General features: G+C 73.4%; 26 protein-coding genes, 1 tRNA gene and 1 pseudogene. 11 read left to right on the top strand and 17 right to left on the bottom strand.

Annotated features, from left to right (window positions below; genetic code table 11):
- Positions 1–166: 166 nt before the first annotated feature.
- Together IG90_RS0107200 and IG90_RS0107205 are read right to left on the bottom strand one after the other, a co-directional pair.
- Positions 167–610 carry a Zn-ribbon domain-containing OB-fold protein gene (locus tag IG90_RS0107200; RefSeq protein ID WP_030579255.1) on the bottom strand — a complete coding sequence of 148 codons (444 nt, stop codon included), beginning with the start codon at positions 608–610 and terminating at the stop codon, positions 167–169.
- A complete protein-coding gene (locus tag IG90_RS0107205; protein WP_030579258.1) occupies positions 607–1,059 on the bottom strand; it encodes a hypothetical protein in 453 nt (150 codons plus the stop codon). The genes IG90_RS0107200 and IG90_RS0107205 overlap by 4 nt, the downstream gene beginning before the upstream one ends.
- A 170-nt stretch (positions 1,060–1,229) precedes the next feature.
- Here IG90_RS0107205 and IG90_RS0107210 point away from each other — a divergent pair, with 170 nt between their 5' ends.
- The 5 genes from IG90_RS0107210 to IG90_RS0107230 all read left to right on the top strand — a co-directional run bounded on the left by IG90_RS0107210 (position 1,230) and on the right by IG90_RS0107230 (position 4,584).
- Entirely contained in the window at positions 1,230–2,426 is a 1,197-nt protein-coding gene (locus tag IG90_RS0107210) for a flavin-containing monooxygenase (RefSeq protein ID WP_030579261.1), read from the top strand.
- Positions 2,427–2,469: 43 nt separating this feature from the next.
- Positions 2,470–2,967, top strand: a complete 498-nt coding sequence (locus IG90_RS0107215) for a hypothetical protein (protein ID WP_030579264.1) — start codon at positions 2,470–2,472, stop codon at positions 2,965–2,967.
- Positions 2,967–3,314, top strand: coding sequence for a VOC family protein (locus IG90_RS0107220; protein ID WP_030579267.1), 348 nt, complete (start codon positions 2,967–2,969; stop codon positions 3,312–3,314). The genes IG90_RS0107215 and IG90_RS0107220 overlap by 1 nt, the downstream gene beginning before the upstream one ends.
- 109 nt (positions 3,315–3,423) lie before the next feature.
- Positions 3,424–3,585, top strand: coding sequence for a hypothetical protein (locus tag IG90_RS44230; protein ID WP_157846298.1), 162 nt, complete (start codon positions 3,424–3,426; stop codon positions 3,583–3,585).
- A 39-nt stretch (positions 3,586–3,624) separates the two neighbouring features.
- Entirely contained in the window at positions 3,625–4,584 is a 960-nt protein-coding gene (locus IG90_RS0107230) for an AraC family transcriptional regulator (RefSeq protein WP_030579270.1), read from the top strand.
- 70 nt (positions 4,585–4,654) lie between these two features.
- Here IG90_RS0107230 and IG90_RS0107235 read toward each other — a convergent pair whose 3' ends face one another.
- Both IG90_RS0107235 and IG90_RS0107240 read right to left on the bottom strand, forming a co-directional pair.
- A complete protein-coding gene (locus IG90_RS0107235; protein ID WP_030579272.1) occupies positions 4,655–5,521 on the bottom strand; it encodes an NAD(P)H-binding protein in 867 nt (288 codons plus the stop codon).
- 146 nt (positions 5,522–5,667) lie between these two features.
- Positions 5,668–5,741, bottom strand: a tRNA-Met gene (locus tag IG90_RS0107240).
- A 234-nt stretch (positions 5,742–5,975) separates the two neighbouring features.
- Between IG90_RS0107240 and IG90_RS0107245 the strand changes: the two genes are divergently transcribed.
- Positions 5,976–8,204 carry an acetate--CoA ligase family protein gene (locus IG90_RS0107245; protein WP_030579275.1) on the top strand — a complete coding sequence of 743 codons (2,229 nt, stop codon included), beginning with the start codon at positions 5,976–5,978 and terminating at the stop codon, positions 8,202–8,204.
- The gene (locus IG90_RS0107250) at positions 8,195–9,166 is read left to right on the top strand and encodes an enoyl-CoA hydratase/isomerase family protein (RefSeq protein WP_030579278.1); all 972 of its coding nucleotides are present in this window, start codon (positions 8,195–8,197) and stop codon (positions 9,164–9,166) included. The genes IG90_RS0107245 and IG90_RS0107250 overlap by 10 nt, the downstream gene beginning before the upstream one ends.
- Before the next feature lie 88 nt (positions 9,167–9,254).
- On the opposite strand, the gene IG90_RS0107255 is transcribed toward IG90_RS0107250, so the two are convergent.
- Both IG90_RS0107255 and IG90_RS0107260 read right to left on the bottom strand, forming a co-directional pair.
- On the bottom strand, positions 9,255–10,190 hold the full coding sequence (locus tag IG90_RS0107255) for a pyridoxamine 5'-phosphate oxidase family protein (RefSeq protein WP_030579281.1): 936 nt from the start codon (positions 10,188–10,190) through the stop codon (positions 9,255–9,257).
- Positions 10,191–10,217: 27 nt separating this feature from the next.
- Positions 10,218–10,673, bottom strand: a complete 456-nt coding sequence (locus tag IG90_RS0107260; protein WP_030579284.1) for a VOC family protein — start codon at positions 10,671–10,673, stop codon at positions 10,218–10,220.
- A gap of 169 nt (positions 10,674–10,842) precedes the next feature.
- Between IG90_RS0107260 and IG90_RS0107265 the strand changes: the two genes are divergently transcribed.
- Complete coding sequence (locus IG90_RS0107265; RefSeq protein ID WP_030579287.1) at positions 10,843–11,460, top strand: CGNR zinc finger domain-containing protein; 618 nt, start codon at positions 10,843–10,845, stop codon at positions 11,458–11,460.
- Between the two features lie 103 nt (positions 11,461–11,563).
- A complete protein-coding gene (locus IG90_RS0107270; RefSeq protein WP_030579289.1) occupies positions 11,564–12,175 on the top strand; it encodes a flavin reductase family protein in 612 nt (203 codons plus the stop codon).
- 144 nt (positions 12,176–12,319) lie between these two features.
- Here the strand turns inward: IG90_RS0107270 and IG90_RS0107275 are convergent, their stop codons facing one another.
- The 5 genes and pseudogenes from IG90_RS0107275 to IG90_RS0107295 form a co-directional block, all read right to left on the bottom strand.
- On the bottom strand, positions 12,320–12,799 hold the full coding sequence (locus IG90_RS0107275; protein WP_078585225.1) for a ribosomal maturation YjgA family protein: 480 nt from the start codon (positions 12,797–12,799) through the stop codon (positions 12,320–12,322).
- Positions 12,796–13,158 (bottom strand): annotated as a pseudogene (locus tag IG90_RS0107280) (MFS transporter); the annotation flags it as partial. The gene IG90_RS0107275 and the pseudogene IG90_RS0107280, both read right to left, overlap by 4 nt.
- 25 nt (positions 13,159–13,183) lie before the next feature.
- On the bottom strand, positions 13,184–14,233 hold the full coding sequence (locus IG90_RS0107285; protein ID WP_030579298.1) for a Zn-dependent alcohol dehydrogenase: 1,050 nt from the start codon (positions 14,231–14,233) through the stop codon (positions 13,184–13,186).
- On the bottom strand, positions 14,230–15,354 hold the full coding sequence (locus tag IG90_RS0107290; protein WP_030579301.1) for an acyl-CoA dehydrogenase family protein: 1,125 nt from the start codon (positions 15,352–15,354) through the stop codon (positions 14,230–14,232). The genes IG90_RS0107285 and IG90_RS0107290 overlap by 4 nt, the downstream gene beginning before the upstream one ends.
- A 120-nt stretch (positions 15,355–15,474) precedes the next feature.
- Positions 15,475–16,407, bottom strand: coding sequence for an SDR family oxidoreductase (locus tag IG90_RS0107295; protein WP_030579305.1), 933 nt, complete (start codon positions 16,405–16,407; stop codon positions 15,475–15,477).
- An 84-nt stretch (positions 16,408–16,491) separates the two neighbouring features.
- Here IG90_RS0107295 and IG90_RS0107300 point away from each other — a divergent pair, with 84 nt between their 5' ends.
- Entirely contained in the window at positions 16,492–17,418 is a 927-nt protein-coding gene (locus IG90_RS0107300) for a cyclase family protein (protein WP_030579308.1), read from the top strand.
- Positions 17,419–17,448: 30 nt separating this feature from the next.
- Here IG90_RS0107300 and IG90_RS0107305 read toward each other — a convergent pair whose 3' ends face one another.
- The 4 genes from IG90_RS0107305 to IG90_RS0107320 form a co-directional block, all read right to left on the bottom strand.
- The gene (locus IG90_RS0107305) at positions 17,449–17,946 is read right to left on the bottom strand and encodes an ATP-binding protein (protein ID WP_030579311.1); all 498 of its coding nucleotides are present in this window, start codon (positions 17,944–17,946) and stop codon (positions 17,449–17,451) included.
- A gap of 407 nt (positions 17,947–18,353) precedes the next feature.
- Positions 18,354–19,349, bottom strand: a complete 996-nt coding sequence (locus tag IG90_RS0107310; RefSeq protein WP_030579314.1) for an acyl-CoA dehydrogenase family protein — start codon at positions 19,347–19,349, stop codon at positions 18,354–18,356.
- 7 nt (positions 19,350–19,356) lie between these two features.
- Positions 19,357–20,511 (bottom strand): acyl-CoA dehydrogenase family protein, encoded by a 1,155-nt coding sequence (locus IG90_RS0107315; protein WP_030579316.1) that lies wholly within the window; start codon positions 20,509–20,511, stop codon positions 19,357–19,359.
- An 11-nt stretch (positions 20,512–20,522) separates the two neighbouring features.
- Positions 20,523–21,716: an amidohydrolase family protein gene (locus tag IG90_RS0107320; RefSeq protein ID WP_030579320.1), complete on the bottom strand. Its 1,194-nt coding sequence runs from the start codon at positions 21,714–21,716 to the stop codon at positions 20,523–20,525.
- Between the two features lie 179 nt (positions 21,717–21,895).
- On the opposite strand from IG90_RS0107320, the gene IG90_RS0107325 reads away from it, so the two are divergent.
- Positions 21,896–23,449: a class I adenylate-forming enzyme family protein gene (locus IG90_RS0107325; protein WP_411572616.1), complete on the top strand. Its 1,554-nt coding sequence runs from the start codon at positions 21,896–21,898 to the stop codon at positions 23,447–23,449.
- A gap of 48 nt (positions 23,450–23,497) precedes the next feature.
- Here IG90_RS0107325 and IG90_RS0107330 read toward each other — a convergent pair whose 3' ends face one another.
- The gene (locus IG90_RS0107330; protein ID WP_030579327.1) at positions 23,498–24,019 is read right to left on the bottom strand and encodes an EF-hand domain-containing protein; all 522 of its coding nucleotides are present in this window, start codon (positions 24,017–24,019) and stop codon (positions 23,498–23,500) included.
- Between the two features lie 129 nt (positions 24,020–24,148).
- Positions 24,149–24,523: an STAS domain-containing protein gene (locus IG90_RS0107335; protein ID WP_030579330.1), complete on the bottom strand. Its 375-nt coding sequence runs from the start codon at positions 24,521–24,523 to the stop codon at positions 24,149–24,151.
- Positions 24,524–24,558 lie beyond the last annotated feature (35 nt).

Genomic DNA, 24,558 nt, shown 5'->3' on the forward strand with positions numbered 1-24,558 from the left:
CCGCGGATCATGGCCCCGGCGCCACCCTTCCACAGGTGGCGAACGCGGACAGGCCGTTTCCGGGCGGAGTCCAGCCGAGCCCCGGCCCCACCTGGCCGCCCGGCTCCTCCCGGACGTCGCGGCTCCTCCCGGACGTCGCGGCCCCACCCGGACGTCGCGGAGCCTGTCAGCCGCGGGGCCGGAAGACCGCCACGGCCTCCCCGCCGCCCTCCCCCGCGCCCCGGAACGTGACCGTCAGCCCCATCCCGATCCGGAGGCCGGCGTGCGCGCACTCCACGATCTCCGTCATCATCCGGGGCCCCTCCGCGAGGTCGACGACGGCGGCGACGTACGGCACGCGCCCGCCGAACGGCGGCAGGTCGTTGCGGTGGACGACGGACCACGTGTAGAGGCTCGCGTCCCCGCTCGCGCGCTCCCACCCGACGTCCTCGCTCCAGCAGTACGGGCAGAACTCACGCGGGTAGTGATGCGCCCGGCCGCACGCGCCGCAGCGCCGCAGGAGCAGGTGTCCTTCCGCCGCCGCGTCCCAGTAGCGGCGGGTGAAGGCGTCCGGCTCCGGGAGGTCGAAGCGCGGGGCCGCCGCGCGCCCCGGGGGCGTCCCCGGGCTCACAGGAACAGCCCGAACGCCGCGTCCAGCGACCACGTCTGCCAGGCCATGGCGAACAGGGCCACCAGGGAGATCAGCGCCATCATCGCGTTCTGCCCCTGCTCGGCCCAGTCGTGGATCATCAGGACCAGGTAGAGCAGGTTGAGCAGGAGTCCGGCGATGAGGGCGACCGGGGTCAGGAATCCCGTCACCAGGCCGAGCCCGAGGGCCAGTTCGGCGTAGACGACGACGTACGCCATCGGCTTCGGGTGCGGCGCGACGATCCGCCGGAAGCCCGTGCGCACCACACCCCAACGGTGCTTGCCCGCGACGTCCGCCGCCCAGGCGATGCCCGTACCGCGTTCGAACCAGCCCTTCTTGTCCTTGTGCCGCCAGCTCTCCAGCCACCACAGGCCGAGGCCTATCCGCAGGACGGCGAGCCATTCCGCACCGCTGAGCCAGATCGTCCGCACCGGGCCTCCGGTCGCTAGTTTCTGACGGTACGTCAGTTCACCGGATCCCCGGGCCCGGCGCAAGGGGTGCGCACGCGCCCCGGCGTCACCACGGTGCCCGTGATCAATTCGCAATCGTTTTCCCTCTTGACCGAGACCCATCAACAGACTGGGCGATTACGCTCCGAACCATGCCCAACAGCCCGTCCACCGCAGCCCGTGACGACGCCGTCGCCCTCACCGACCGTACGGACGACCGTCCCGTCTACGTCATCGGCGGCGGCCCCGGAGGCCTCGCCGCCGCTGCCGCGCTGCGCGCCCGGGGCGTACGGGCGGTGGTCCTGGAGAAGTCGGACCGGGTCGGCGCCTCCTGGCGCGGCCACTACGACCGGCTGCGTCTGCACACGACCCGCCGCTGGTCGGCGCTGCCGGGGCTGAAGATGCCGCGCGGGTTCGGGCGGTGGGTGGGCCGGGACGACGTCGTGCGGTACCTGGAGAGGTACACCGAGCACCACGGGCTGGAAGTGGTGACCGGCGTCGAGGTGACCCGGATCGACCCGGCCCCCGACGGTTCCGGCGACTGGCAGCTCACCGCGACGGGCGGGCGGGTCCTGCGGGGCCGCGCGGTCGTCGTCGCCACCGGCTTCAACCACACCCCGCGCATCCCGCGGTGGCCGGGCAGCGAGACGTTCACGGGCGAGCTGCTGCACGCGGCGGGGTACCGCAACCCGGCCCCGTACGCGGACCGGGACGTCCTGGTCGTCGGCATCGGCAACACGGGTGCGGAGATAGCGGTGGACCTGGCGGAGGGCGGGGCCTCCCGGGTACGGATCGCGGTGCGCACCGCCCCGCACATCGTGCGCCGCTCGACGGCGGGCGTGCCCGCGCAGGCAGCGGGCATCCTGATACGCCGCCTGCCGGTGCGGCTCGTCGACCGGGCGAGCGGCCTGCTGAGCCGCGTCGCCTCCCCCGACCTCGGCGACCGGGGCCTCCCCCGCCCCACGACGGGCCTGTACTCCCGCGCGAGGCAAGGCGCGGTCCCGGTCCAGGACGTGGGCCTGGTGGCGGCGGTGAAGACCGGCCGGGTGGTGCCCGTGGCCACGGTCGCCTCCTTCGACGAGGACGCCGTGGTCCTGGCCGACGGCACCCGCCTCACCCCGGACGCCGTCATCACGGCCACCGGCTACGACCGCGCCCTGGAGCCGCTGGTCGGCCACCTGGACGTCCTCGACGGCCGGGGACGCCCGGTCACCCACGGCGGCCGCTCGCCGAAGGGGGCCCCGGGGCTCTACTTCACCGGCTTCACCAACCCGATCAGCGGGATGCTCCGCGAACTGGCCCTGGACGCCGAGAAGATCGCCAAGAGGGTGGCGCGGGCGTCGCGCTGAGGGCGGGAACGGCCGTCCGAGCCGGTGGGTAGGGTCCGGCCCCATGAGCGATGTCTACGAGCTGACCGTGACGGTCGACCTGCGCGACGAGCTGTCGGAACAGCAACTGGCCGAGCTGCGCTGGCATCTGGGGCTCGGCCCGCAACCCGGGCACCTGACCGTCCTGACCGGCTTCCCGTGCGTGGTGGTCGACGACGACGGGGTACCGCAGATCGAGAACGAGCCCCGTCCGCTGCTGGCCGGCAGCGGACCGGCGTGGCGGACGGGGGGCGCACTCTGCTCGGCGCTTGCCGCCCGTACCGGTCTCCCCGGCGGGGGCTGGGCGCTGACCTCCCGGACCGAGATCCACCCGGACGAGGTGGAGGAGGTCGGCGCTCTGCTCCGCTGGCTCGCCGAGCGCGTCCACGACACCCACCGGCAGGACGACGGCACGGTGTGGATCGGGTACTACCGTGCACACGAGGACCGGACGCCGAGGGCACTGGACGTCGGCGGCGGCCGGGTCAGCCTGGTGCAGGACCTTCTCCCGGGGAGTCGATGATGACCGTTCGCCGCGTCGTGCCCAACATCCGTTCGCAGGCGGTGGAGGAGAGCCGGGAGTTCTACGGCCTGCTCGGCTTCGAGGAGGTCATGAACCTCGGCTGGATCACCACCGTCGCCTCGCCGTCCCGGCCGCATCAGCAGGTCAGCTTCATGACACACGACCTGACCGCCCCGGTCGTCGCCGACATGAGCGTCGAGGTGGACGACGTGGACGCCGCCTACGCGGCGGTGCGGGAGAGCGGGGCGGAGATCGTCCACCCGCTCCAGGACGAGGAGTGGGGCGTGCGGAGGTTCTTCGTCCGCGACCCCGACGGCAAGGTGGTCAACGTCCTGGGCCACCGCTGACGGGCGGATGCCGCCGGAGGTGACGCCCCTCGTGCTCCCGCATGTCACATCACCCGGGGCCGGTTGCGTCCTGTGTGTGCGGCCAGTGACGACAGCGGAGGAGCACACCATGAACGCCCGGCTCGACGCCTTCGCCGGCCCGGTCGCGGGCGAGCTCGTGAAGCACCTGGTCCCGGCGAACGGACGAAGCCGCCGCAGCTGCCGGCCGGGCCACCAGGTGGGTCAGCTCGGCCAGGAGGCGCATGGGCGTCCGTCCGCCGTGCATGGGTGATCGTCCGGGACGGCCGCGGCTCTGCATATCGTGGGCGTCATGGACGTGTTCGACGAGCTGTTGCGGGGCGTGCGGGGCAGGGGCGCGGTGTTCGGCCGTTCGGTGCTGAGGGCGCCGTGGTCGCTGCGGTTCACGGACGGGGCGTATCTGACCCTGTGCCTGCCGTTGCGAGGTGCGGGGTGGATCGTGCCGGAGGGCGGCGAGCCGCTGCGGGTGAAGGTCGGCGAGGCGGCGATCGTCCGGGGGCCGGCCCCGTTCGTCTTCACCGACGACCCGGCGGACGGTACGGGGGCGGGGCGGGCCGACGGCGCACGTGAGGTGCACTGGGGCCGCCTCCGGGACACCGGCGCCCCGCCGGACCCCGGTCCCGAGCTCGACTGCTCCACCGTGCTGTTGGCCGCCACCTATGACGTGCAGGCGCAGGTTCCCCAGCGGCTGCTGCGGGCGCTTCCACCGGCCCTGGTGGTGCCCGACGAGCAGGACTGCGGGCCGATGCGCGACTATCTGGAGGCGCAGCTCGGCGGCGGGCGGCCGGGTGATCAGATCGTGCTCGACCGGCTGCTGGACTGGATGCTGGTGTGCACGCTGCGGGACTGGTTCGACCGGCCCGAGGCGGATCCGCCGGGGTGGTACGGGGCGCTCGGCGACGAGGTGGCGGGGCCGGCCCTGCGGGCGATGCACGAGGACCCGGCGCACCCCTGGACGACGGCGGAGCTGGCGAGCCGGGCGGGGGTGTCCCGGACGACCCTGGCGAAGCGGTTCACCGAGCTCGTCGGGGACGGCCCGGTGGCCTATCTGACCGAGTGGCGGATGACGCTGGCGGCGGACCTGCTGGCCCGCCCGGAACTGACCGTGGCGGCCGTGGCCCGGCGGGTCGGCTACGCGGACGCGTTCGGCTTCAGCGCGGCGTTCAAGCGGCTGCGCGGCGAGAGCCCGAGCGCGTTCCGGCGGGAGGCGGCGACTCTCGGAGCGGTGGAGGCGGCCGCCCCGGCGGGGTGAGCCGCCCCCGGGCCCTCGGGGAGCTCCCCGAGGGCCCGGGGACGTGCCCCCTCAGCCCCACAAGCCCTTCTCAGCCCCACGCGCCCTTCGCCGCCGCGTCCCGGACGAAGTCGGCGAAGTCGCGCGGCTCCCGGCCGAGCGCCCGGCGCACTCCGTCCAGGACGGGCGCCTCCCGGCTCGTGGTGATCGGCTTCAGCGCGTCGGTCCAGAGGCCGGCCTCCTCGTCCGGGAAGCCCTGGGCGACGAGCCCGGCCCGGAAGTCGGCCGCGTCGACGGGGACGTACGCGGCGCGCTTCCCGGTCGCCTTCGCGATCTCGTCCAGGACGTCGGCGATACCGAGCGCGCGCGGGCCCGAGAGCCCGTACTCCTGGCCCGCGTGGCCGTCCTCGGTGAGCGCGGCGACGGCCACCGCCGCGATGTCGTCGGCGTCGACGAACGCGGCCCTCCCGTCCCCGGTGGGCAGCGCCAGTTCGCCATCGCGTACGCCGTCGAGGAAGACGCCCTCGCTGAAGTTCTGGGCGAACCAGCCGGGCCGCAGGATCGTCCAGGTCACCCCGGAGGCGCGGACGGCCCGTTCGCCCTCGCCGTGCGGGCCGCCGTCGTCGTAACCGGGGCCGAAGTAGCCGGGCTCGTTCGTGCCCCGGGCCGAGAGCAGTACCAGCCGCCGCACCCCGCTCGCGACGGCCTGCTCGACGAAGGCGGGGGTCGGGGAGGGCGAGGCGTCGAGCGGGACGATGTAGACGGCGGCGGCCCCTTCCAGGGCGGCCGCCCAGGTGGTGGGGTCCGCCCAGTCGAACGGGGTGTCGCCGGACCGCGAGGCCGCCCGGGTCTCCACTCCCAGCTCACGGAGCCGGGCCACCACCCGGCGGCCGGTCTTGCCGGTGCCGCCGGTCACGAGTACGGGTTCCTGCGCGGAGGTCGCGTCTGTCTGAGTCATGGCACCAGCCTCACGCGGCGGGCGGCCCCCGCCCATGGCTCAGCGTCCGGGAGGGATGTCCGGGCGTCCGGCACGCAGCACCGCCGGGGGGGGGGAACGACTGAGGCCCGGATCCTTGGGATCCGGGCCTCAGTCGTGTTCATCAGTAGCGGGGACAGGATTTGAACCTGCGACCTCTGGGTTATGAGCCCAGCGAGCTACCGAGCTGCTCCACCCCGCGTCGGTGAACACCACCCTACGCCACGGAACGCCTCTCCGTGACCACGGGAGGTTCCGCCCGCACGGCCGCCCCGTGAATCCGTGAGCCTTTGCCTGCACACCCATTGAATCCGTGAGCCTTTGCCTGCACACCCATTCCTGACGCAGCGTCAGTTCAGTAACCTGACAAGGTGTCAGCTAACCGGCCGGCCCCGCCTGTTCACCGGCGGGCCATCGAGCAGGAGTGGGCGGAACGATGCTTGGATCGACTCACGGCACCCTCACCACCGGCTTCCGCGCCCGGGTGGTGGCCTGCGGCGAGGAGCCGCACGCCGCCGTCGTCAGCCTGCCGACGGCCTCGGCCCGGGGCGGCCTCGACGTCAGCGGGCGACCGCTGCACCTGACCGTGCCCGACCTGGACCGCTTCTTCCGGCCCCGATCGGTGGCCGTCGTCGGCGCATCGGACTCCGAGGGCCGTCCCAACACCGGCGTCACCCGGCAGCTCATCGCCTGGGCCGAGCGGGTCGGGGCCCGACTGCACCCGGTGCACCCGACCCGGCAGGCCGTGTTCGGCAGGGACTGCTTCCCCTCGGTCGCCGAGGTCCCCGGGCCGGTAGACCTCGCGGTGCTCCTCGTCGCGGACCCGCTCCCGGTGATCGAGGAGCTGGGCGAGGCCAAGGTGCCCTTCGCCGTGGCCTTCGCCTCCGGGTTCGCCGAGACCGGGGAGGCGGGCGCGGAGGCCCAGGCCCGGCTGGCGGCGGCCGTGGAGCACTCGGGGCTGCGGCTGCTCGGACCGAACACCAACCTGAACGCCTTCGAGAGGTTCCGCGAGGACCTGGAAGGCCCCGCCATCGCCCTGATCACCCAGTCCGGGCACCAGGGCCGCCCGCTCCACGCCCTCCAGGAACTGGGCATCCGGCTCTCGCACTGGGCCCCCACGGGCAACGAGGCCGATCTGGAGACCGCCGACTTCCTCGCCTACTTCGCGCAGCTCCCCGAGGTCGGGGCCATCGCCTGTTACGTCGAGGGGTTCAAGGACGGCCGTTCCTTCCTGCTCGCCGCCGACCGGGCCGCCCGCGCCAAGGTCCCCGTCGTCGCCGTGAAGGTGGGCCGCACGGAGGCCGGGGCCAGGACCGCCGCCTCGCACACCGGGAAGCTGACCGGGGCGGACCAGGTGGTGGACGCGGCGATGCGGCAGTTCGGGGTGATCCGGGTGAACGGCCTGGACGAACTCCAGGACACCGCGGCCCTGCTGGCCCGCGCCCGGCCGCCGCAGGCCGAGGGGGTCGCGGTGTACTCGATCTCCGGCGGCACCGGCGCGCACTTCGCGGACCTGGCGACGGCGGCGGGACTCTCCCTGCCCACCCTCTCCCCCGGGAAGCAGGACGAGCTGCACACCTGGATACCCGGCTACCTGAACGTCGCCAACCCCATCGACAACGGCGGCCACCCGGTCGGCGACTGGCGCGGCCGGAAGATCATCGACGCGATCCTCGCGGACCCGTCCGTCGGGGTGCTGATCTGCCCGATCACCGGCCCCTTCCCCCCGATGAGCGACCGGCTCGCCCAGGACCTGGCGGACGCGGCGGAGGCCACCGACAAGCTGGTCTGCGTGATCTGGGGCTCCCCCGTCGGCACCGAGGACGCCTACCGCACCACCCTGCTGGGCTCCTCCCGGCTCGCCACCTTCCGTACGTCTCGCAACTGCGTCACCGCGGTGAAGGCCTACCTGGACCACCACCGTTTCACCGGCCGCTACCGCTCCCCCTTCGAGGACGCCCCGCGCACCCCGTCGCCCTCCTTCCGCAAGGCGCGGGGCCTGCTGCGGCCTGGGCAGCAGCTCAGCGAGCACGCGGCGAAGCAGCTCCTGCGCGCGTACGGGATCCGGGTGCCGCGCGAGCAGCTGGTGACCAGCGCGGCGGCGGCGGTCCGGGCGGCGGGCCCGGTCGGCTACCCGGTGGTGATGAAGGCCTCCGGCCCCCGGCTCGCCCACAAGACGGAGCTGGGCCTGGTGAAGGTCGGCCTCACCTCGGCCAGCCAGGTCCGCGACGCCTACCGCGAGCTGACCGACATCGCCCGGTACGAGTCGGTGGACCTGGACGGCGTCCTGGTCTGCCAGATGATCGACCGGGGCGTCGAGATGATGGTCGGGGTCACCCACGACGCCCTCTTCGGCCCGACCGTCACGGTGGGGCTCGGCGGGGTCCTGGTGGAGGTGCTGCACGACGCGGCGGTCCGGGTGCCGCCGTTCGGCGAGCAGCAGGCCCGGGACATGCTCGGCGAGCTGCGCGGCCGGGCCCTGCTGGAGGGGGTGCGCGGCGGGCCCCCTGTCGATGTGGACGCGCTCGTCGAAGTGGTGCTGCGGGTACAGCGCATGGCCCTGGAGCTGGGCGACGACCTGACCGAGCTGGACATCAACCCGCTGGTGGTGCTGGGCCGCGGGCAGGGCGCGGTGGCCCTGGACGCACTGGCGGTGTGCCGGTGAGCGGGGAGGCGGCGGGCACCGGCCCGGAGGCGGGTGCGGACGCGGGCACGCCGAGCACCGGGCCGGGGGCACGGCCGGAGGAGGAGGCGGCGGGCACCGGGGCGAGTGCGGACACGAGCACGCCGAGCACCGGGCCGGGGGCGGCCACGGGCACACCGGCCAGCGGGCCGGAGACGGAGACCGTCCTGCACTCGCTCGGCGGCGGCGTCTCCTGGATCACCCTCAACCGGCCCGAGGCCATGAACGCCGTCACCTGGGACCAGCGGGAACGCATCATCGCCCTGCTCGCCGAGGCCTCCGCCGACCCCGCCGTACGGGCCGTCGTGCTCACCGCCACCGGCCGCGGCTTCTGCGCGGGCGCCGACCTGCGCGGCACCCGGGCCCCCACCCGCGAACGGGTCGCCGGGGACGTCGCCCGGACGATACGGCTCGGCGCACAGCGGCTCATCGCCGCCGTGCTCGACTGCGAGAAGCCGGTGATCGCCGCCGTCAACGGGACGGCGGCCGGGATCGGCGCGCACCTGGCGTTCGCCTGCGATCTGGTCCTGGCGGCCGACACGGCGAAGTTCATCGAGGTCTTCGTACGCCGGGGGCTCGTCCCGGACGGCGGCGGCGCGTATCTGCTGCCCCGGCTGGTGGGACCGCAGCGCGCCAAGGAGCTGATGTTCTTCGGGGACGCCCTCACGGCGGCGGACGCCGAGCGCCTGGGCCTGGTCAACCGCACCGTCCCGGGCGGGGAGCTGGAGTCCCTCGCCGAGGAGTGGGCCGGCCGGCTGGCGGCGGGCCCCACCCGGGCCCTCGCCCTCACCAAGCAGCTGCTGAACGCCTCCCTGGACGGCGACCGGGCCTCCGCGTTCGCGGCCGAGGCCGCCGCCCAGGAGATCAACATGACCACCCGCGACGCCGACGAGGGCGTGGCGTCCTTCGTCGAGCGCCGGTCGCCGGAGTACCGGGGCTCCTGAGAGGGGCGCCCCCGCCGCGGGGCTCAGAGCCTGTCGGGTGGCCTTCGACCGCCCGGTCAGAGGTCACCCGACAGGCTCTTGAGGGGGATCAGTCGGCCACCGGCGGGTTGAAGCGGTGGAAGTCGGGTTCCGACCAGCGCAGCGGGGACGCGGCGGCGATCTCCCGTACGGCGGTGACCTCGAACTCCACGAGGCGCTCCGCCCCCGGCACCCGGGCCACCTCGTCCGCGTCCCAGACCGTGCGGGCGGAGCCGGTCAGGTGGAGGGAGGACCCGGTCTCCCAGTCGGGCACGAAGAGGCCGGCGGCCGGGTTGAGTTCGAGGTTGCCCAGGGTCAGGAACATGCCGTTGCCCGCGTAGTCGGGCCAGCGCAGCAGCCGGGGCGTGAGCACCTGGACGAAGCCCGGGTTGCCGCCCCGGTGCGAGGCGTCGGCGTCGCCCCGGTCGGAGGCGGTGGCGACGAAGAAGGTGTCGGCGGCCTGCACCGCCTGCTGCTGCGCGGGGCTCAGGGCGTCGCCGTCCGTGACCGTGTGCAGCGACCCGGTCTCCTCGCCCGGAGCGATCCGGTGGGCTTCGCGCACCTGGATGTACTTGGGGCAGTTGGCGATGGTCTCGTCGAGGTCGACGCGGAGCCCGTCGCCGTCACGGACCGCCCGGCCGTTCATCCGCATCCGCCGACGGGTGGCCGGTTCGATGCCGATCATGCCGATCCGGACGGGGGCGGAACCACCCGTGCCGGCGCCGGACAGCAGACCGGCCAGCGGGTCGCCGGGCAGGGGCAGTGCGCCGATGGCCAGGGTGTCGGGCGCGGGAACGCTGAGGAATCCCGGTTCGCCGGTGAGCTGGGTCGCCCAGATCCGCCCTCGCTCGTCCGCGCCGCCCACCACCAGGAAGGGCTGCTGGGCCAGGAAGTCCACCGCCACCTCCGGGATGTCGGAGCGGATGGCCCGCTGCGCACTCGCCGCCCGCCGGGCGAGGCCCGCCCGCTCCTGCACGGCGATCTCACCCTGGTGGTATCCGCTCATGGCCCTGCACCTTTCCTTTCCGCCGGTCTAGAAGAAGCCGCAGGTGGGAGCACCGGCGGTCGGGGCGTCCGCCGGGTCGGCGCCGGTCGGCGCGTAGACCTCCAGGCGGATGCCGTCGGGGTCGGTGAAGAAGATGCCGCCCGAGGTGCCGCTCTCGCCGTGCGGTACGACGCCCTCGTGGGCGAACTCCGTGCCCAGCCCGCGCAGAACCTCTTCGGTGGCCCGGACCTCCTCGACGGAGTCCACCTGGAACGAGAGGTGGTGGAGACCGGGGAGGTCCGTCGCGAACGTGCCCTCGCTCTGCTGCCACAGGGTCACCACGAGCCGGGAGTCGCGCCCCAGGAAGACCCAGCGGCGATCGGCGTCCTTGCCTTCGGCCAGCACCTCGAAGTCGAAGACCTCGCGGTAGAAGGCGGCCGAGCGTTCCAGGTCGGTGACGTTGAGGCCGACGTGACCCGTCTGGAGGTTCTTCGCCTTGCTCATGGTCGATCCCGTTCCTTCGGTCAGGGCCGCGAGGTTTCTCGTAACCGTTGATATCGAGTTTGAGGGTTAGAAGAGAGATACGTCAACCGGTGATCTTCATTTGGCTGGTTATGATCGATGGATCAGTCACCCCCCTCCCGCGTCCCCGCGGGGCGGAAGGAGCCCAGTCGTGCCGCATCCCCCCGGGGCCGACCCCCGGCCGCTGACCGGCGAGCCGCTCGCCCTCGATCTGCTCAACACCCGCTGGATCGACGGGGACGGCCCGCACGACCTGCTGGACTCCGTGGCCGGTCTGGCCGTCTGGCTGGACAGCCCTCCGGTACGCGAACACCTCCACCCCGCCCCGGCCGCCGGCCGGCCCCCGGGCGCCGCCCCCGCCCCGGCCGCCGACCGCGCCACGCTGGACCGGCTGCTCCGCGCCCGGGCGGCGCTCGACACCCTGGCCGCCGCGGCCGCCCGTCAGGATCCGGCCACCCCCGAGGGCGCCGACCGGCTGAACGAGGTCCTCTCCCACGGGCGCATCCGCCGCACACTGGGGGCCGACGGGGCGCCGGAGTCCGTGGTGGAGGTGGACGACCCCTCCTGGGTCCCCGCCTGGCACGCGGCGGAGAACTGGCTGCGGCTGGTCGCGGACCGGCCCGACCGCATCCGCCCCTGCGCGAACCACGCCTGCGTCCTGCACTTCTACGACGTCTCCAAGAACGGAACGCGCCGCTGGTGCTCCATGGCGGGCTGCGGCAACCGCGCGAAGGCGCAGCGCCACTACGCCCGGCGCTCCGGGAACTGACACCCGGAGCCCGGCATCCGGTCCCGCCCGGACCGGCCGTCCCCACGGGTTCACATCTGACGACCTGTCAGCTCTAATGGACGGTGTGATGGGACACGCAGGCATGGCCGCCACCGCCGTCCGGTACCTCAGGTCCGTCGGCGCCGCCACGACAGCCGCACCGGGGGCACCGGCCGGGACACCGCCCGAGGCCCTGCCCCGGCCGGATCTCAGGGCCGTCCGGGACGACGAGCGGCCACCCGTCGCCCCGGAGGAGTTCCGGCGCGTGCTGGGGCACTTCGCCAGCGGCGTCACCGTGGTCACGGCCCGCGACGCGGACGGGCCGGCGGGCTTCGCCTGCCAGTCCTTCGCCTCGCTCTCGCTGGACCCGCCGCTGGTGTCCTTCATGGTCGCCCGTACGTCGACGACCTGGCCGCGCATCGCCCGCGCCGGGGCGTTCTGCGTGAACATCCTGGGGGCCGGACAGGGTGCGCTCTGCCGGGGGTTCGCGGTGAGCGGGGCCGACAAGTTCGCGGGGGTGGCCTACGAGGACGCCCCGGCGACCGGATCGCCGCTGCTGGACTCCGTACCCGCCTGGATCGACTGCCGCATCCACGCCGTCCACACCGGCGGCGACCATCTCATCGTGGTCGGCCGGGTGGAGGCGCTGGGGGCGGCGGAGGAGGGCGAGCCCCTCCTGTTCCACCGGGGGGCGTTCGGCCGGTTCAGCCGCTAAGCCCTTAGGCCCTGTCTGACGATTTCCGTCATGGTTCGCAGGGATCGGGCCACGACTGGTCCCCCGTTCGGGCCGATCGGTCTCCGAGGTGATCCGGGGGAGACGGCCCAGGTGTGTCGTCCCCCGGACCAGGGCCGGACCCGGTCAGGATCCGCCGGACCCGCCCTGACGCGTAGCGAGCCGCCGGGCCGCCGCGTGGACGGCCCAGGCCGCCGCCGCGCCCACCGCATACCAGAGCAGGTCCGGTGCGTTGAAGGTCGAGCCGAGCACCAGCCGGGCGACCGTGCTGTGCGCCGACAGCTCCGCCGGTACGCCGGTGAGCTGCGCGAACTCGACCGCCCAGCTCACCGCCAGCGCCGTGGAGGCCACCACGACCGGCCGTGCGCGGGGCGCGCAGAAGGCGACGAGGGTGCAGAGCAGCACCGTGTAGAGCGCGCTCCCCGCGTACTTGGCGAAGGCACCGTCCGCCCCGGCGCGCACGGCGAGGCCCGAGGCGACGGTGACGACGGCCGCCACCGCCGCGACCGCACGAATCCTGGACGCGCGGGCCGGGACCGCGCGGACGGTGAGCGGGCGCACCGCGGAGTCGTCGGAGGGCTCCGAGGGCCGGGCCGGGAGCCTCATACGAGCCCGATCCTCTTGAACCGCCGGACCGGCCGGGCCACCAACAGCACTGCCACCACCCCCATGTTGATCACGGCCGCCGCCACCAGGAGCTCCGGCGCCCCGACCGCCTCGGCCACCGGGCCCGCCAGGGCGCGGCCCGCCGCGACCATCAGGAGCGAGCCCGCCACATCGTAGGCGTGCGGCAGGTTCAGGGCCTCCGGCGGGACGTGCGTCTGGACCGTCGTGGACCACATCACCAGCCAGAACGCGGCCGACCCGCCCGCCGGCACCAGCACCGGCATCCCGAGCGCCGGCACCAGCAGGCTCACCGCCACCAGCGGCAACGCCACCGCCACCGCCGCCGGCGGGTGCGAAGGGGCCCGGTCGTGCTGAACCGGCTGCTCAGAAGACCAGGACCCCCCGGGCCACCCGCCCGTGGTGCGCGTCGTCGGCCGCCTTGGCGAAGTCCTCCAACGGGTACGTCTCCGTCACCAGCTCGTCCAGCAGCAGCCGGCCCTCCCGGTAGAGGTCCGCGTACAGGGCGATGTCCCGCTGCGGCCGCGATGAGCCGTAGCGGCAGCCGAGGATCGACTTGTCCAGGTACATCGAGGAGACCAGGAACGACGCCTCAGCGCTCGCCGCCGGTACGCCCAGCAGCACGGCCTGGCCGTGCCGGTCGAGCAGGTCGACCGCCCGGCGGATCAGCTCGGTGCGGCCGACGCACTCGAAGGCGTGGTCGGCCCCGTCGGGCAGGATGTCCCGCACCCCTTCGGCGCTCGTCAGGAAGTGCGTGGCGCCGAACTGCCGGGCCACCGCCTCCTTGGCCGGGTTGCTGTCGACGGCGACGATCGTCAACGCGCCTGCCAGCCGGGCTCCTTGGAGCACGTTGAGGCCGATGCCGCCGGTGCCGATGACCACGACGGTGTCGCCCCGGTCGACCTTCGCCCGGTTGAGGACGGCCCCGACGCCGGTCAGGACCCCGCATCCGATCAGGGCGGCGGAGGTGAGGGGCAGATCGGCCGGGATCCTGACGGCCTGGACGGCGCGCACCACCGTACGTTCCGCGAAGGCGGAGTTGGAGGCGAACTGGAACAGCGGCTTCCCGCCCCGCGAGAACGGCCGGCCCGGACGCCCGATCGCCTTGCGGCACATGGTCGGTCTGCCCCGGTCGCACTGGGCGCAGGCCCCGCAGTTGGCGAGGGTGGACAGCGCGACGTGATCACCGGGCCGTACGTGGCCGACGCCCGGCCCGACCGCTTCCACCACGCCCGCGCCCTCGTGGCCGAGCACGACGGGGACGGGGAAGGGGATCGTGCCGTCGATCACCGACAGGTCGCTGTGGCAGAGTCCGGCGGCGGCGACGGCCACCAGCACCTCCCCGGGGCCCGGGTCGCGTATCTCCAGGTCGTCCACGACCTCGGTCCGTGTGCCGTCGAAGACGACGCCTCTCATCTGGGCTCCCTCGGTAGGCCGAGCACCCGCTCGGCGATGATGTTCCGCTGGATCTCGTCGGAGCCGCCGTAGACGGTGTCGGCCCGGCTGAAGAGGAACAGATGCTGTGCGTCGGTGAGTTCGTAGGGCCGCTGCGCCGTCCAGGGCTCCGGGCCGATGGCTCCCGCCTCGCCCGCGACCCGCACGGCCAGTTCGCCGAGCCGCTGGTGCCAGCCGCCCCACAGCAGCTTCGCCACGCTGGGCGCGCCCGGGTCGCCGGTGGAGCCGAGGGTGCGCAGGGCGTGCCGGCGCATGGTGTCCAGCTCGGCCCACTGGGCGACGAGCCGGGCCCTGATGACCGGGTCGTCGGCGGCCCCGCTCGCCACGGCGGCGGCGACCACCTGGTTCAACTCCTCGGCGAACCCGATCTGCTGGGCGAGGGTGGACACCCCGCGCTCCAGGGCGAGGAGGCCCATGGCGACCTGCCAGCCGTTGCCCTCGCCGCCGACGACCTCGGTGGCCCGCGCCCCGTCGAGGAAGACCTCGTTGAACTCGCTGGTCCCGGTCAGCTGCCGGATCGGCCGCACCTCGATCCTGCCCGGCTGATCCATCTCCAGCAGCAGGAAGGACAGCCCGTGGTGGCGGGTGGAACCGGGGGCGGTGCGGGCGAGGACGAAGCACCAGTCGGCGTCCAGGGCGAGCGAGGTCCAGATCTTCTGCCCGGTCACGGCGTACCCGCCGGCCCCGTCCGGTACGGCGGCGGTCCGCACCCCGGCGAGGTCGGAGCCCGCGCCCGGTTCGCTGTACCCCTGGCACCAGAGGGTCTCGCCCCGGGCCACGGGGGGCAGGTGGCGGTTCTTCTGCTCCTCGGTGCCGTACGTGATCAGCGTCGGGGCGAGGAGGTTCTCCCCGATGTGCCCCATCCGGGCGGGGGCTCCGGAGCGGGCGTACTCCTCGGCCCAGACGACCTGCTCGGTGAGGGTGGCGCGGCGGTTGCCGTAACTCTCACCGTCCTCGCCGGGCCAGCCGATCCCGATCCAGCCCGCCTGCCCCAGCTCGCGTTCCCATGCGCGGGGGTCGGGGGCGGGGGTGTGGGCGAGGTGGCCTTCCAGCCAGGTGCGGGCGCGGGTACGAAAGTCCATGCTTGCCTCCTGTTCCCGGGGGCTCCGCCCCCGCCTCCTCCGCTCGTGAAGCGGCCACCACCAGCCCGTCAGGCGATTGAGGACCGGGGGGCCGAGGGCTCCGCCCCGGACCCCCGGTCCTCAATCGCCGGAGGCGCTCGAAGTGTTCGGCCGGTCCCCGGCCTTCGCCGCCGCCGCCATCTCCTCCAGCCGCGCCAGCATCGGCATCGGGTCCACGCCCACCGTCCCGGGCAGGAAGTCCGCGATCCGTTCCGGGGTCCAGGCCCCCTCCCCGTACGCCGCCCGCAACTCCCTCGGCTGGGCCCAGACCGCGATCTTCGGGCCCGCGATCGTGTACACCTGCCCGGTGATCCGCTCCGCCCGCGCCCGCTCGCTCAGCAGGTAGACGACGAGCGCCGCCACGTCCTCCGGCTCCCCGATCTCCTTCAGCTCCATCGGCACCCCGGCCGACATCCGGGTCCGGGCCACGGGCGCGACCGCGTTCGCCGTGACGCCGTACCTGTGCAGGCCGAGCGCCGCACTGCGCACCAGCGAGATGATCCCGCCCTTCGCCGCGCTGTAGTTGGCCTGGGAGACGCTGCCCTGGTGGTTGCCGCTGGTGAAGCCGATCAGTGTGCCCCCGCCCTCCTGCTTCCGCATCACCGCCGAGGCGGCCCGGAAGACCGTGAAGGTGCCCTTGAGGTGCGTGGCGAGGACCGGGTCCCACTCCTCCTCGGACATGTTGAACAGCATCCGCTCGCGGAGGATCCCGGCCACACAGACCACCCCGTCGAGCCGGCCGTACTCCGCCAGCGCGGTGTCCACGACCCGCTGCCCGCCCGCCATCGTGGAGATGTCGTCGGCGACCGCGACCGCCTCGCCGCCCGCCGCCCCGATCTCCTTGACGACGGACCGGGCGATCTCGCTGGTCGGCTCCGAGCCCTCGACGGAGACGCCGTGGTCGTTGACGACGACCCGCGCCCCCTGGGCCGCCGCGGCGAGCGCGACCGCCCGCCCGATACCCCGGCCGGCCCCCGTCACGGCGACCACCCTGCCTGCCAAGAAGTTCCCCATGCCCGGCCCCTTCCCGCGGTTTCTGACGGACCGTTAGATTTTACGGGCAGTCAGATGCCGCGGCACAAGACCCAGGAGGTCCCCATGTCCCTGCCGGCCGAGTTCCACGAGATCGCGAAGCGCGTCAACAACTGGGGCCGCTGGGGAGAGGACGACGAACTCGGGACGCTCAACCTGGTCACCGACGCCGTCGTGCGGGAGGCCGTCGCGGCCGTCCGCACCGGCCGCCGGATACCGCTCGCACTGCCGCTCCAGCAGGGCGGGGTGCAGAGCGGCCTCATCCCGGGCCGGATCAATCCGCTGCACACGATGGTCCAGATCAACCAGGAGATGTTCGGCCCCGGCACGGTCGCCATCAGCGACGACGCCGTCACGATGGGGCTCCAGGCCTCGACCCACTGGGATGCCCTGAGTCACGTCTCGCACAGCGGGAAGATCTACAACGGCCGCCCGGCGGACACGATCACCGCCCACGGCGGGGCCCGGTTCTCCTCGATCGCCACCGTGCGGCACCTCGTCTCGCGCGGGGTGCTGCTGGACGTGGCCCGTGCCCGGGGCGTGGACCGGCTGCCCGGGGACCACGCCGTGACGCCGGAGGACCTGGCGGCGGCGGAGGAGTTCGGGAACGTGACCGTACGGGCCGGGGACATCGTGCTCGTACGGACCGGGCAGGTGCGGGTGGCACTGGACGGGGACCGGAACGCGTACGGCTACCCGTCGCCGGGGCTTTCGGTGCGCACGCCCGAGTGGTTCCACGCCCGGGACGTGGCGGCGGTCGCCAACGACACCCTGACCTTCGAGATCTTCCCGCCGGAGATCGAGGGCCTGTGGATGCCGGTGCACGCGCTGCACCTGGCCGAGATGGGCCTGCTCCAGGGCCAGAACTGGAACCTGGAGGCACTGTCCGACGCCTGCGCGGAGGAGGGCCGGTACGCCTTTCTGCTCAGCGCGGCGCCGGAGCCGTTCGCCGGGGCCACCGGCTCACCGGTCGCCCCGGTCGCGGTCCTGTGAACGGCCTCCCCGAGGGGGAAGGGGCCGGGCTCAGGCCAGGTTGGTGAAGAGGCAGGAGGACGGTTCACACACCTCGCCGCCCCGGACGACGACCGGGGGCTTCTCCGGTCCCCGCACCGGGCCGCCCCGGTCGACCTCGCACCAGATCTGCTTCCCGGCGCCCTCCGGCAGCCAGCCCCAGCGGTCCGCGAGGCCGTCCACCAGCTCCAGGCCCCTGCCGCCGGTCTCGTCGCCCTCCGCGTGCCGCTGGAGCGGCGGGCAGTCACTGGCGTCCGCGACCTCGACCCGGACGGTCCCGGCCGCGCCCGAGGACCCGGCCCCGCCGAAGAGCATCCGCAGCACGGCGGGACAGCCCGTGTGGACGACGGCGTTGGTGACGAGCTCCGAGATCAGCAGGATGAGCGTCTCGGCGAGCGGCTCGTCATCCTCTATCCCGGAACCGACCAGACGGGACCGCGCCCACCTACGGGCCCGCCCCACCTCCGCGGGATCCGGACCGACCTCCAGCTGAACCTGAAGCACCTGCACCGCTCACACCATCCGAACCGGCGGACACATCGCCTCGCGCCTTCTCAGGGTCACGGAACGTGATTCCCTTACATGACAGCATGGTTGACGTACAGTCACCGCAACAAGCGCTTCGGGCATATTCCATCGCGAAGGAGTACGCGTGGTGCATACTGTGCGACGCACGCTGCGGGGAGTCGAACAGGAGCGCGCAGAGACTGCGAGAATCGCTTCCCGGGCAGGCCCGGCACCTCTCCGGCGAGAGCCCTCGCCCCGGACCGGAGCCGCCGCACAGGCCGCCCCCGGATCGCCCGGTTCCAGAACCACTCGCATCCCACGGAGCGTACCGGAGCCGGGCCCCGACTCCACCCGGTGACGAATCACGCAAAGGACACAAGCCGGTATCGACGCCGCACGGCTGCGCTGTGTCACCCTCCACCCCCTGCTTCCCGGGCCCCCGGGCCGGGCGCCGCCGAGCCGCCGGGCAGCGGCCGCGCGGCCCCCAGACCGGCGGCCAGGAGCTCCTCCGCCGCCGCCCGGCCGAGCAGGCTCGCGGACCGGAGCCAGGCCCGTTTCAGGTGGAGGTGGACATCTGCCTCCCAGGTGAAGCCCATCCCACCGTGGATCTGGAGGCAGTCGCGGGCGTTGCGTACGGCAGCGTCGTCGGCGAGCAGCTTGGCCGCCGCGATCTCCACCGGGTCTCCGGTCACGGCGGCCGCGTAGACGGCGGCGCGGGCCGGTTCGGTGCGGGCGAGCATGTCGGCGCAGAGATGTTTGACCGCCTGGAACGATCCGATGGGCGATCCGAACTGCTCGCGTTCCCCGGCGTGTTGAACGGCCGTCTCGGTGGTCCGGGCGGCGCTGCCGAGCTGTTCGGCAGCAGTGAGAAGCGCCCCCTCGTACCGGAGTGCGCCGGGGTACGCCTCCGCGGCTGCCGCACGCCCCTCCACCTGGTGCAGCGGCGTGAGCGGGTCCATCGACCGTACGGGCCGGGCGGCGGCGACGAAGGCGCGCAGTTCCTCCCCGGTGAGGGCGTCGGCGCCCACCAGCACCGCGTCCGCCGCCGCCAGGTGCGCCACCGGCAGGCCCCCGTCCACGGCCGTCACCACCGCCTCGCCCTCGGCGGCGCCCCTCACCAGGCCCGCCGCGAGGTGGGTGGCGACCAGAGGGCCCGGCAGCAGGGCCCGGCCCGCCTCCTCGAAGAGCAGGACCGCCTCGGGCAGCCCGAGGCCCACCCCGCCCGCCTCCTCCGGCAGCCGCAGCGCGAAGAAGCCGGCCGCGCCCAGTTCCCGCCACAGGGCCCGGTCCGGGGCCCCGCCCCGGTCCACCGCCGCCCGCAGCCGGTCCCGGTCGAACACCGCGTCGAGCAGGTCGCGCATGCCGGACCGCAGGGCCCGCTGGTCGTCGGAGAGCTGGAAGTCCACGGCGGCCTCAGCGCCCCTTCGGCAGGCCGAGGATGCGCTCGGCGACGATGTTCCGCTGGATCTGGGAGGTGCCCGCGGCGATGGTGTAGGAGAGGGAGGAGAGCCGGTCCAGGACCCATTCCCGGTCGACGTCGAACGCGTCCGCGCCCAGCACCTCGGCCGCCGCCTCGTACAGCTCCTGGCGGGCCCCGGAGTAGCGCAGCTTGAAGACGGAGCCGCCGGTGCCGGGGACTCCGCCCGTACGCTCCGACTCCGCCACGTTCCACTGGGTGAGCCGCCACAGGGCCCGGAACTCGGCGTTGAGCCCGCCCAGCCGCCGGCGCAGCACCGCGTCGTCCCACTTCCCGTTGCGCCGGGCCTCGTCGGCGAGCGCGTCCAGGGTGCGGCGGCAGGCGACGACCTCGCCGACGAAGGCCGTACCGCGTTCGAAGGAGAGGGTGACCATGGTGACCCGCCAGCCGTCGTTCTCCGCACCCACGCGGTGGGAGACCGGCACCCGGACCTCGTCGAGGAACATCTCGGCGAACTCCGTGGACCCGGCGAGCGTGCGCAGCGGCCGGACCGTGATGCCGGGGGCGTCCATCGGCATCGCCAGCCAGCTGATCCCCCGGTGTTTCGGCGCTTCCGGATCCGTCCGCACGAGCAGCTCGCACCAGTCGGCGACCTCGGCGTGCGAGGTCCAGATCTTGCTGCCGCTGACCACGTAGCCGTCGCCGTCGCGCACGGCCCGGGTCCGTAAGCCGGCGAGGTCGGAGCCCGCGTCCGGCTCGCTGAACCCCTGGCACCAGATCTCGTCGCCGCGCAGCACCGGGGGCAGCCAGCGGGCCCGCTGGCCGGCCGTGCCCTCGGCGGCGATCGTCGGCCCGGCGTGCAGCAGTCCGACGAAGTTGGCCCCGACGTAGGGCGCCCCGGCCTTCTCCGTCTCCTCCAGGTAGATCAGGTGCTGAGTGGGGGTGGCGCCCTGCCCGCCCGCGTCGGCCGGCCAGTGCAGGCCCGCGTACCCGGCGTCGTACAGCATCCGCTGCCAGGTGGTGTCGTACTCCCGGCGCGCGGGCCAGTCGTCGGGCGGCGGCTTCGGGGGCAGGCCGGGGAGCACGGCGGCCAGCCACTCCCGCAGCCGCCGCCGGAACTCCTCCTCGGCGTCCGTGTACGCGAGGTCCACGGGTCCGCCGCCTACTTGTCCAGGTCCAGGCCGAGCATCCGGATCGCGTTTCCGCGCATCAGTTTGTGGACGGTCTCCTCGTCCAGTCCCCCGACGTGGTCGAGGGCGACCTCCTTGGTGTGCGGGAAGGTCGAGTCCACGTGCGGGTAGTCGGTCTCGAAGGTCGCGTTGTCGCGGCCGACGACGTCCAGCGACGCGATGCCGTGCTTGTCGCGGAAGAAGCAGCAGAACATCTGCCGGTAGTAGTACGTGGACGGCGGCTCCGGGATCAGATCGCGCACCCCGCCCCAGGCCCGGTGCTCCTCCCAGACGTCGTCGGCGCGCTCCAGGGCGTACGGGATCCACCCCATCTGGCCCTCGCTGTACGCCAGTTTCAGCGCCGGGAACCTCACCAGCACCCCGCTGAAGAGGAAGTCCATCATCGAGGCCATGGCGTTGTTGAAGGAGAGCGACGCCTGCACGGCGGGGGGTGCGTCCGGGGAGGCGGCGGGCATCTGGGAGCTGGAGCCGATGTGCATGTTGACGACCGTGCCGGTCTCCTGGCAGACGGCGAAGAACGGGTCCCAGTAGCCGGTGTGGATGGACGGGAGCCCCAGGTGGGTGGGGATCTCGGAGAAGGTGACCGCGCGCACGCCCCGCGCCGCGTTCCGCCTGATCTCCGCGACCGCGAGGCCGATGTCCCAGAGCGGGATGATGCAGAGCGGGATGAGCCGGCCGCCGCTGTCGCCGCACCACTCCTCGACCATCCAGTCGTTGTAGGCGCGCACGCAGGCGAGGGCGACCTCCTTGTCGTGCGCCTCGGCGAAGGTCTGCCCGCAGAAGCGCGGGAAGGTCGGGAAGCAGAGGGAGGCCTCGACGTGGTTGAGGTCCATGTCCTTGAGGCGCTCGGCCGGGTCCCAGCAGCCGGGCCGCATCTCGGCCCGGGTGATCCCTTCCAGCGTCATGTCGTCCCGGTCGAAGCCGACGGCGGCGATGTTCCGCTTGTACGGGAACTTCAGGTCCTCGTAGATCCACCAGTCGGTGGGCGGCCCGTCCGGGTCCATGGTGATGACGTACTTCCCGCCCGTGTACGCCAGCTCCCCGATGCCCGCGGTGAGCGGCTGCGGCCCGCGCTCGCGGTACCTCGCGGGCAGCCAGGTGGAGAAGAGGTGCGCGGGCTCGATCACATGGTCGTCGACGCTGACGATCCGAGGCAGTTCCGTCATGGTGTCGTCCCCTCCGGCGCACCCGGCGAGGTCCCGGGCGCGGGCACTTTCTGATGACCCGTCAGATTTGCTTGCGGGACTCAGGCTAGCCCCGCACCCCTGGACCGACAAGGCGCCGAGCCCTACGCTCTCCGCACTATCTGACTATTCGTCAGTTCGGAGGGACCGCCGTGAACGACGTGACCGCGACCGCCCACGCCCTGGGCGCCTCCCGCACCTTCTGGGAGCTGATCGAACGCCGCGCCGCCCTCACCCCCGACCGCCGGGTCCTGCTCCAGGAGGACCGGACCCTGACCTTCGGCGACCTGCGGGACCGCGCCGAGCGGGTCGCCGCCGGGCTGTACGGGATGGGCGTGCGGGCGGGCAGCGTGGTGGCCTGGCAGCTGCCGACCCGGCTGGAGACGGCCCTGCTCTCCTTCGCCCTGACCCGGCTCGGGGCCGTGCAGACGCCGGTCATCCCGTTCTACCGGGACCGCGAGGTCCGGTTCGCGCTGCGCGAGTCCGGGGCCGCGTTCTTCGCCGTGCCCGGCGTGTGGCGCGGCTTCGACCACACGGCGATGGCCGAGCGGATCGCCGGGGAACCCACCGGCCCACCCCAGGTCTTCGAGGCGTACGACACCCTCCCCGACGGCGATCCGGCGGTCCTGCCTCCCCCGCCCGCCCCCTCGACCGGCGAGGAGGTCCGCTGGATCTACTGGACCTCGGGCACGACCTCCGACCCCAAGGGCGTCCTGCACACCGACCGTTCCCTGATCGCGGGCGGCTCGTGCCTGGCCCACGCCCTGAAGCTCTCGGCCGCCGACGTGGGCTCGATGGCGTTCCCGTACGCCCATGTCGCCGGGCCCGACTACACGGTGATGCTGCTGCTGTACGGGTTCCCCGCGGTGATGTTCGAGCAGTTCGCGCTGCCGGACGCGCTGGCGGAGTACCGGCGTCACGGGGTGACCGTGGCGGGCGGGTCGACGGCGTTCTACGCGATGTTCCTGGCCGAGCAGCGCAGGGCCCCGGACCGGCCGCTCATCCCCTCCCTCCGCCTCCTCGCGGGCGGCGGGGCGCCGAAGCCGCCGGAGCTCCACCACGCGGTGGTCCGGGAGATGGGGGTCCAGCTCACTCACGGCTACGGCATGACCGAGGTCCCGATGATCACCATGGGCGCCCCGGACGACACGGCGGAGAACCTGGCCACCACGGAGGGCCGGCCGCCCGCGGGCATGGAGATCCGGATCACCGACGAGCAGGGCAGAGGGCTCCCGAACGGCGTGGAGGGCGAGGTACGGCTGCGCGGCGAGGCGGTCTGTCGCGGCTATCTGGACGCCGAGGCCTCGGCAGCCGCCTTCGACGCCGAGGGGTTCCTGATCACCGGCGACCTGGGCCGGGTCCAGGAGAGCGGGCACCTCACGCTCACCGGGCGCCTGAAGGACATCATCATCCGCAAGGGCGAGAACATCTCCGCCAAGGAGATCGAGGACCTGCTCCACACCCACCCCGCCGTCGCCGACGCGGCGGTGATCGGCCTGCCCGACCCGGAGCGCGGCGAACGGGTCTGCGCGGTGATCGAACAGCCCGCCGGGGCGACCGCGCCGACCCTGGCACAGCTCACCGACCACCTCCGCGCCCACGGCCTGTCCACGCACAAACTGCCCGAGCAACTGGAAGTGCTGGACGAGCTGCCCCGCAACGAGACGCTGCGCAAGGTGCTCAAGTACCGGCTGCGGGAACGGTTCGGCGGGTGAGGCGGGCGTCACGGGGGCGGCGCGCCGCCCCCGTGACGCCCGGGATTCCTAAGCGTCCGGCTCGATCACCGTGAAGTACACGGCGAACGCCGCCACCACATCGCTCTCCGCCACCAGCCCGTCCCGGTCCGTGTCCAGGCTCTGGGCGGCGATGCTCGCGATCTCGGCACCGGCCCCGAGGACCCGGAGCGCCCGCTCCACGTCCGCCACCGCCGCCCTGCCGCCGTTCCCGCCGTCCGCGACCGCGATAGCCGCCCGCAGGAACGGCCGGGCGATCTCGGCGAACCGCCCGGGATTGTCCCGGAGACGCTTCACCGCCCCGCCCACGAACTCCTCACGGGTGACCCGCTGGTCCCCGTCCACATCGGCGATCCCCGCCATGCCCTGCCAGAAGGCCTCGGCACCGGTGTAGAGCGCCTGGCCCTTGTCGCAGCGGGCCGTCGTACCGAACTCGGTGAGCAGGCGGGCGGCTGCGGCGTTGAAATCGGCACGATCGATGTAGCCGTTGCCGTCCTGGTCGAAGGCGGCGAAGCGGTGCGCGATCTTTCGCTCGTACTCTGCGCTGTCCATGCGGGGAGCGTACGACGCCCGGAGCGCTCACGTGTCACCGAGCAGCCCCTCCTGTGTGACAACCTCGCATCGGGGCCCGCCGCTTCAGAGCCTGTCGGGCCGCCCGGTCAGAGGTCACCCGACAGGCTTTCAGGCGCTCAGCGGCCGGCATTCCTCGTCGGTCGCGGACAGCGCGTCCGCATAGACCTCGAAGAGCCGGCGCACCCCGAGCGCCCCGAGCACCTTGTTGACGTGCGAACCGTCCTCCGCGCCCCGGGCCGGGAGGATCAGCCGCAGCCTGCCGCCGCAGGACTTCATCAGCCTGCGCGAGGCGATCAGCACGCCGACGCCGCTGGAGTCGCAGAAGAACACCTCGGACAGATCGAGCACCACATCGTGCTGCCCCTCCGCCACCGCCTCGTGGACGGACTGGCGCACGACGGGTGAGGTCACCAGATCGAGTTCACCTCTGATGCGCAGCACGGTCCAGGAGCCCTGCTCCGCCTCGTCCACCTTGAGCGTCACGCGACTGGACCTCTCGTTCCGGGGCTCCCGGCAGT

This window comes from Streptomyces anulatus (assembly GCF_000721175.1).
GTDB lineage: Bacteria > Actinomycetota > Actinomycetes > Streptomycetales > Streptomycetaceae > Streptomyces > Streptomyces anulatus_C.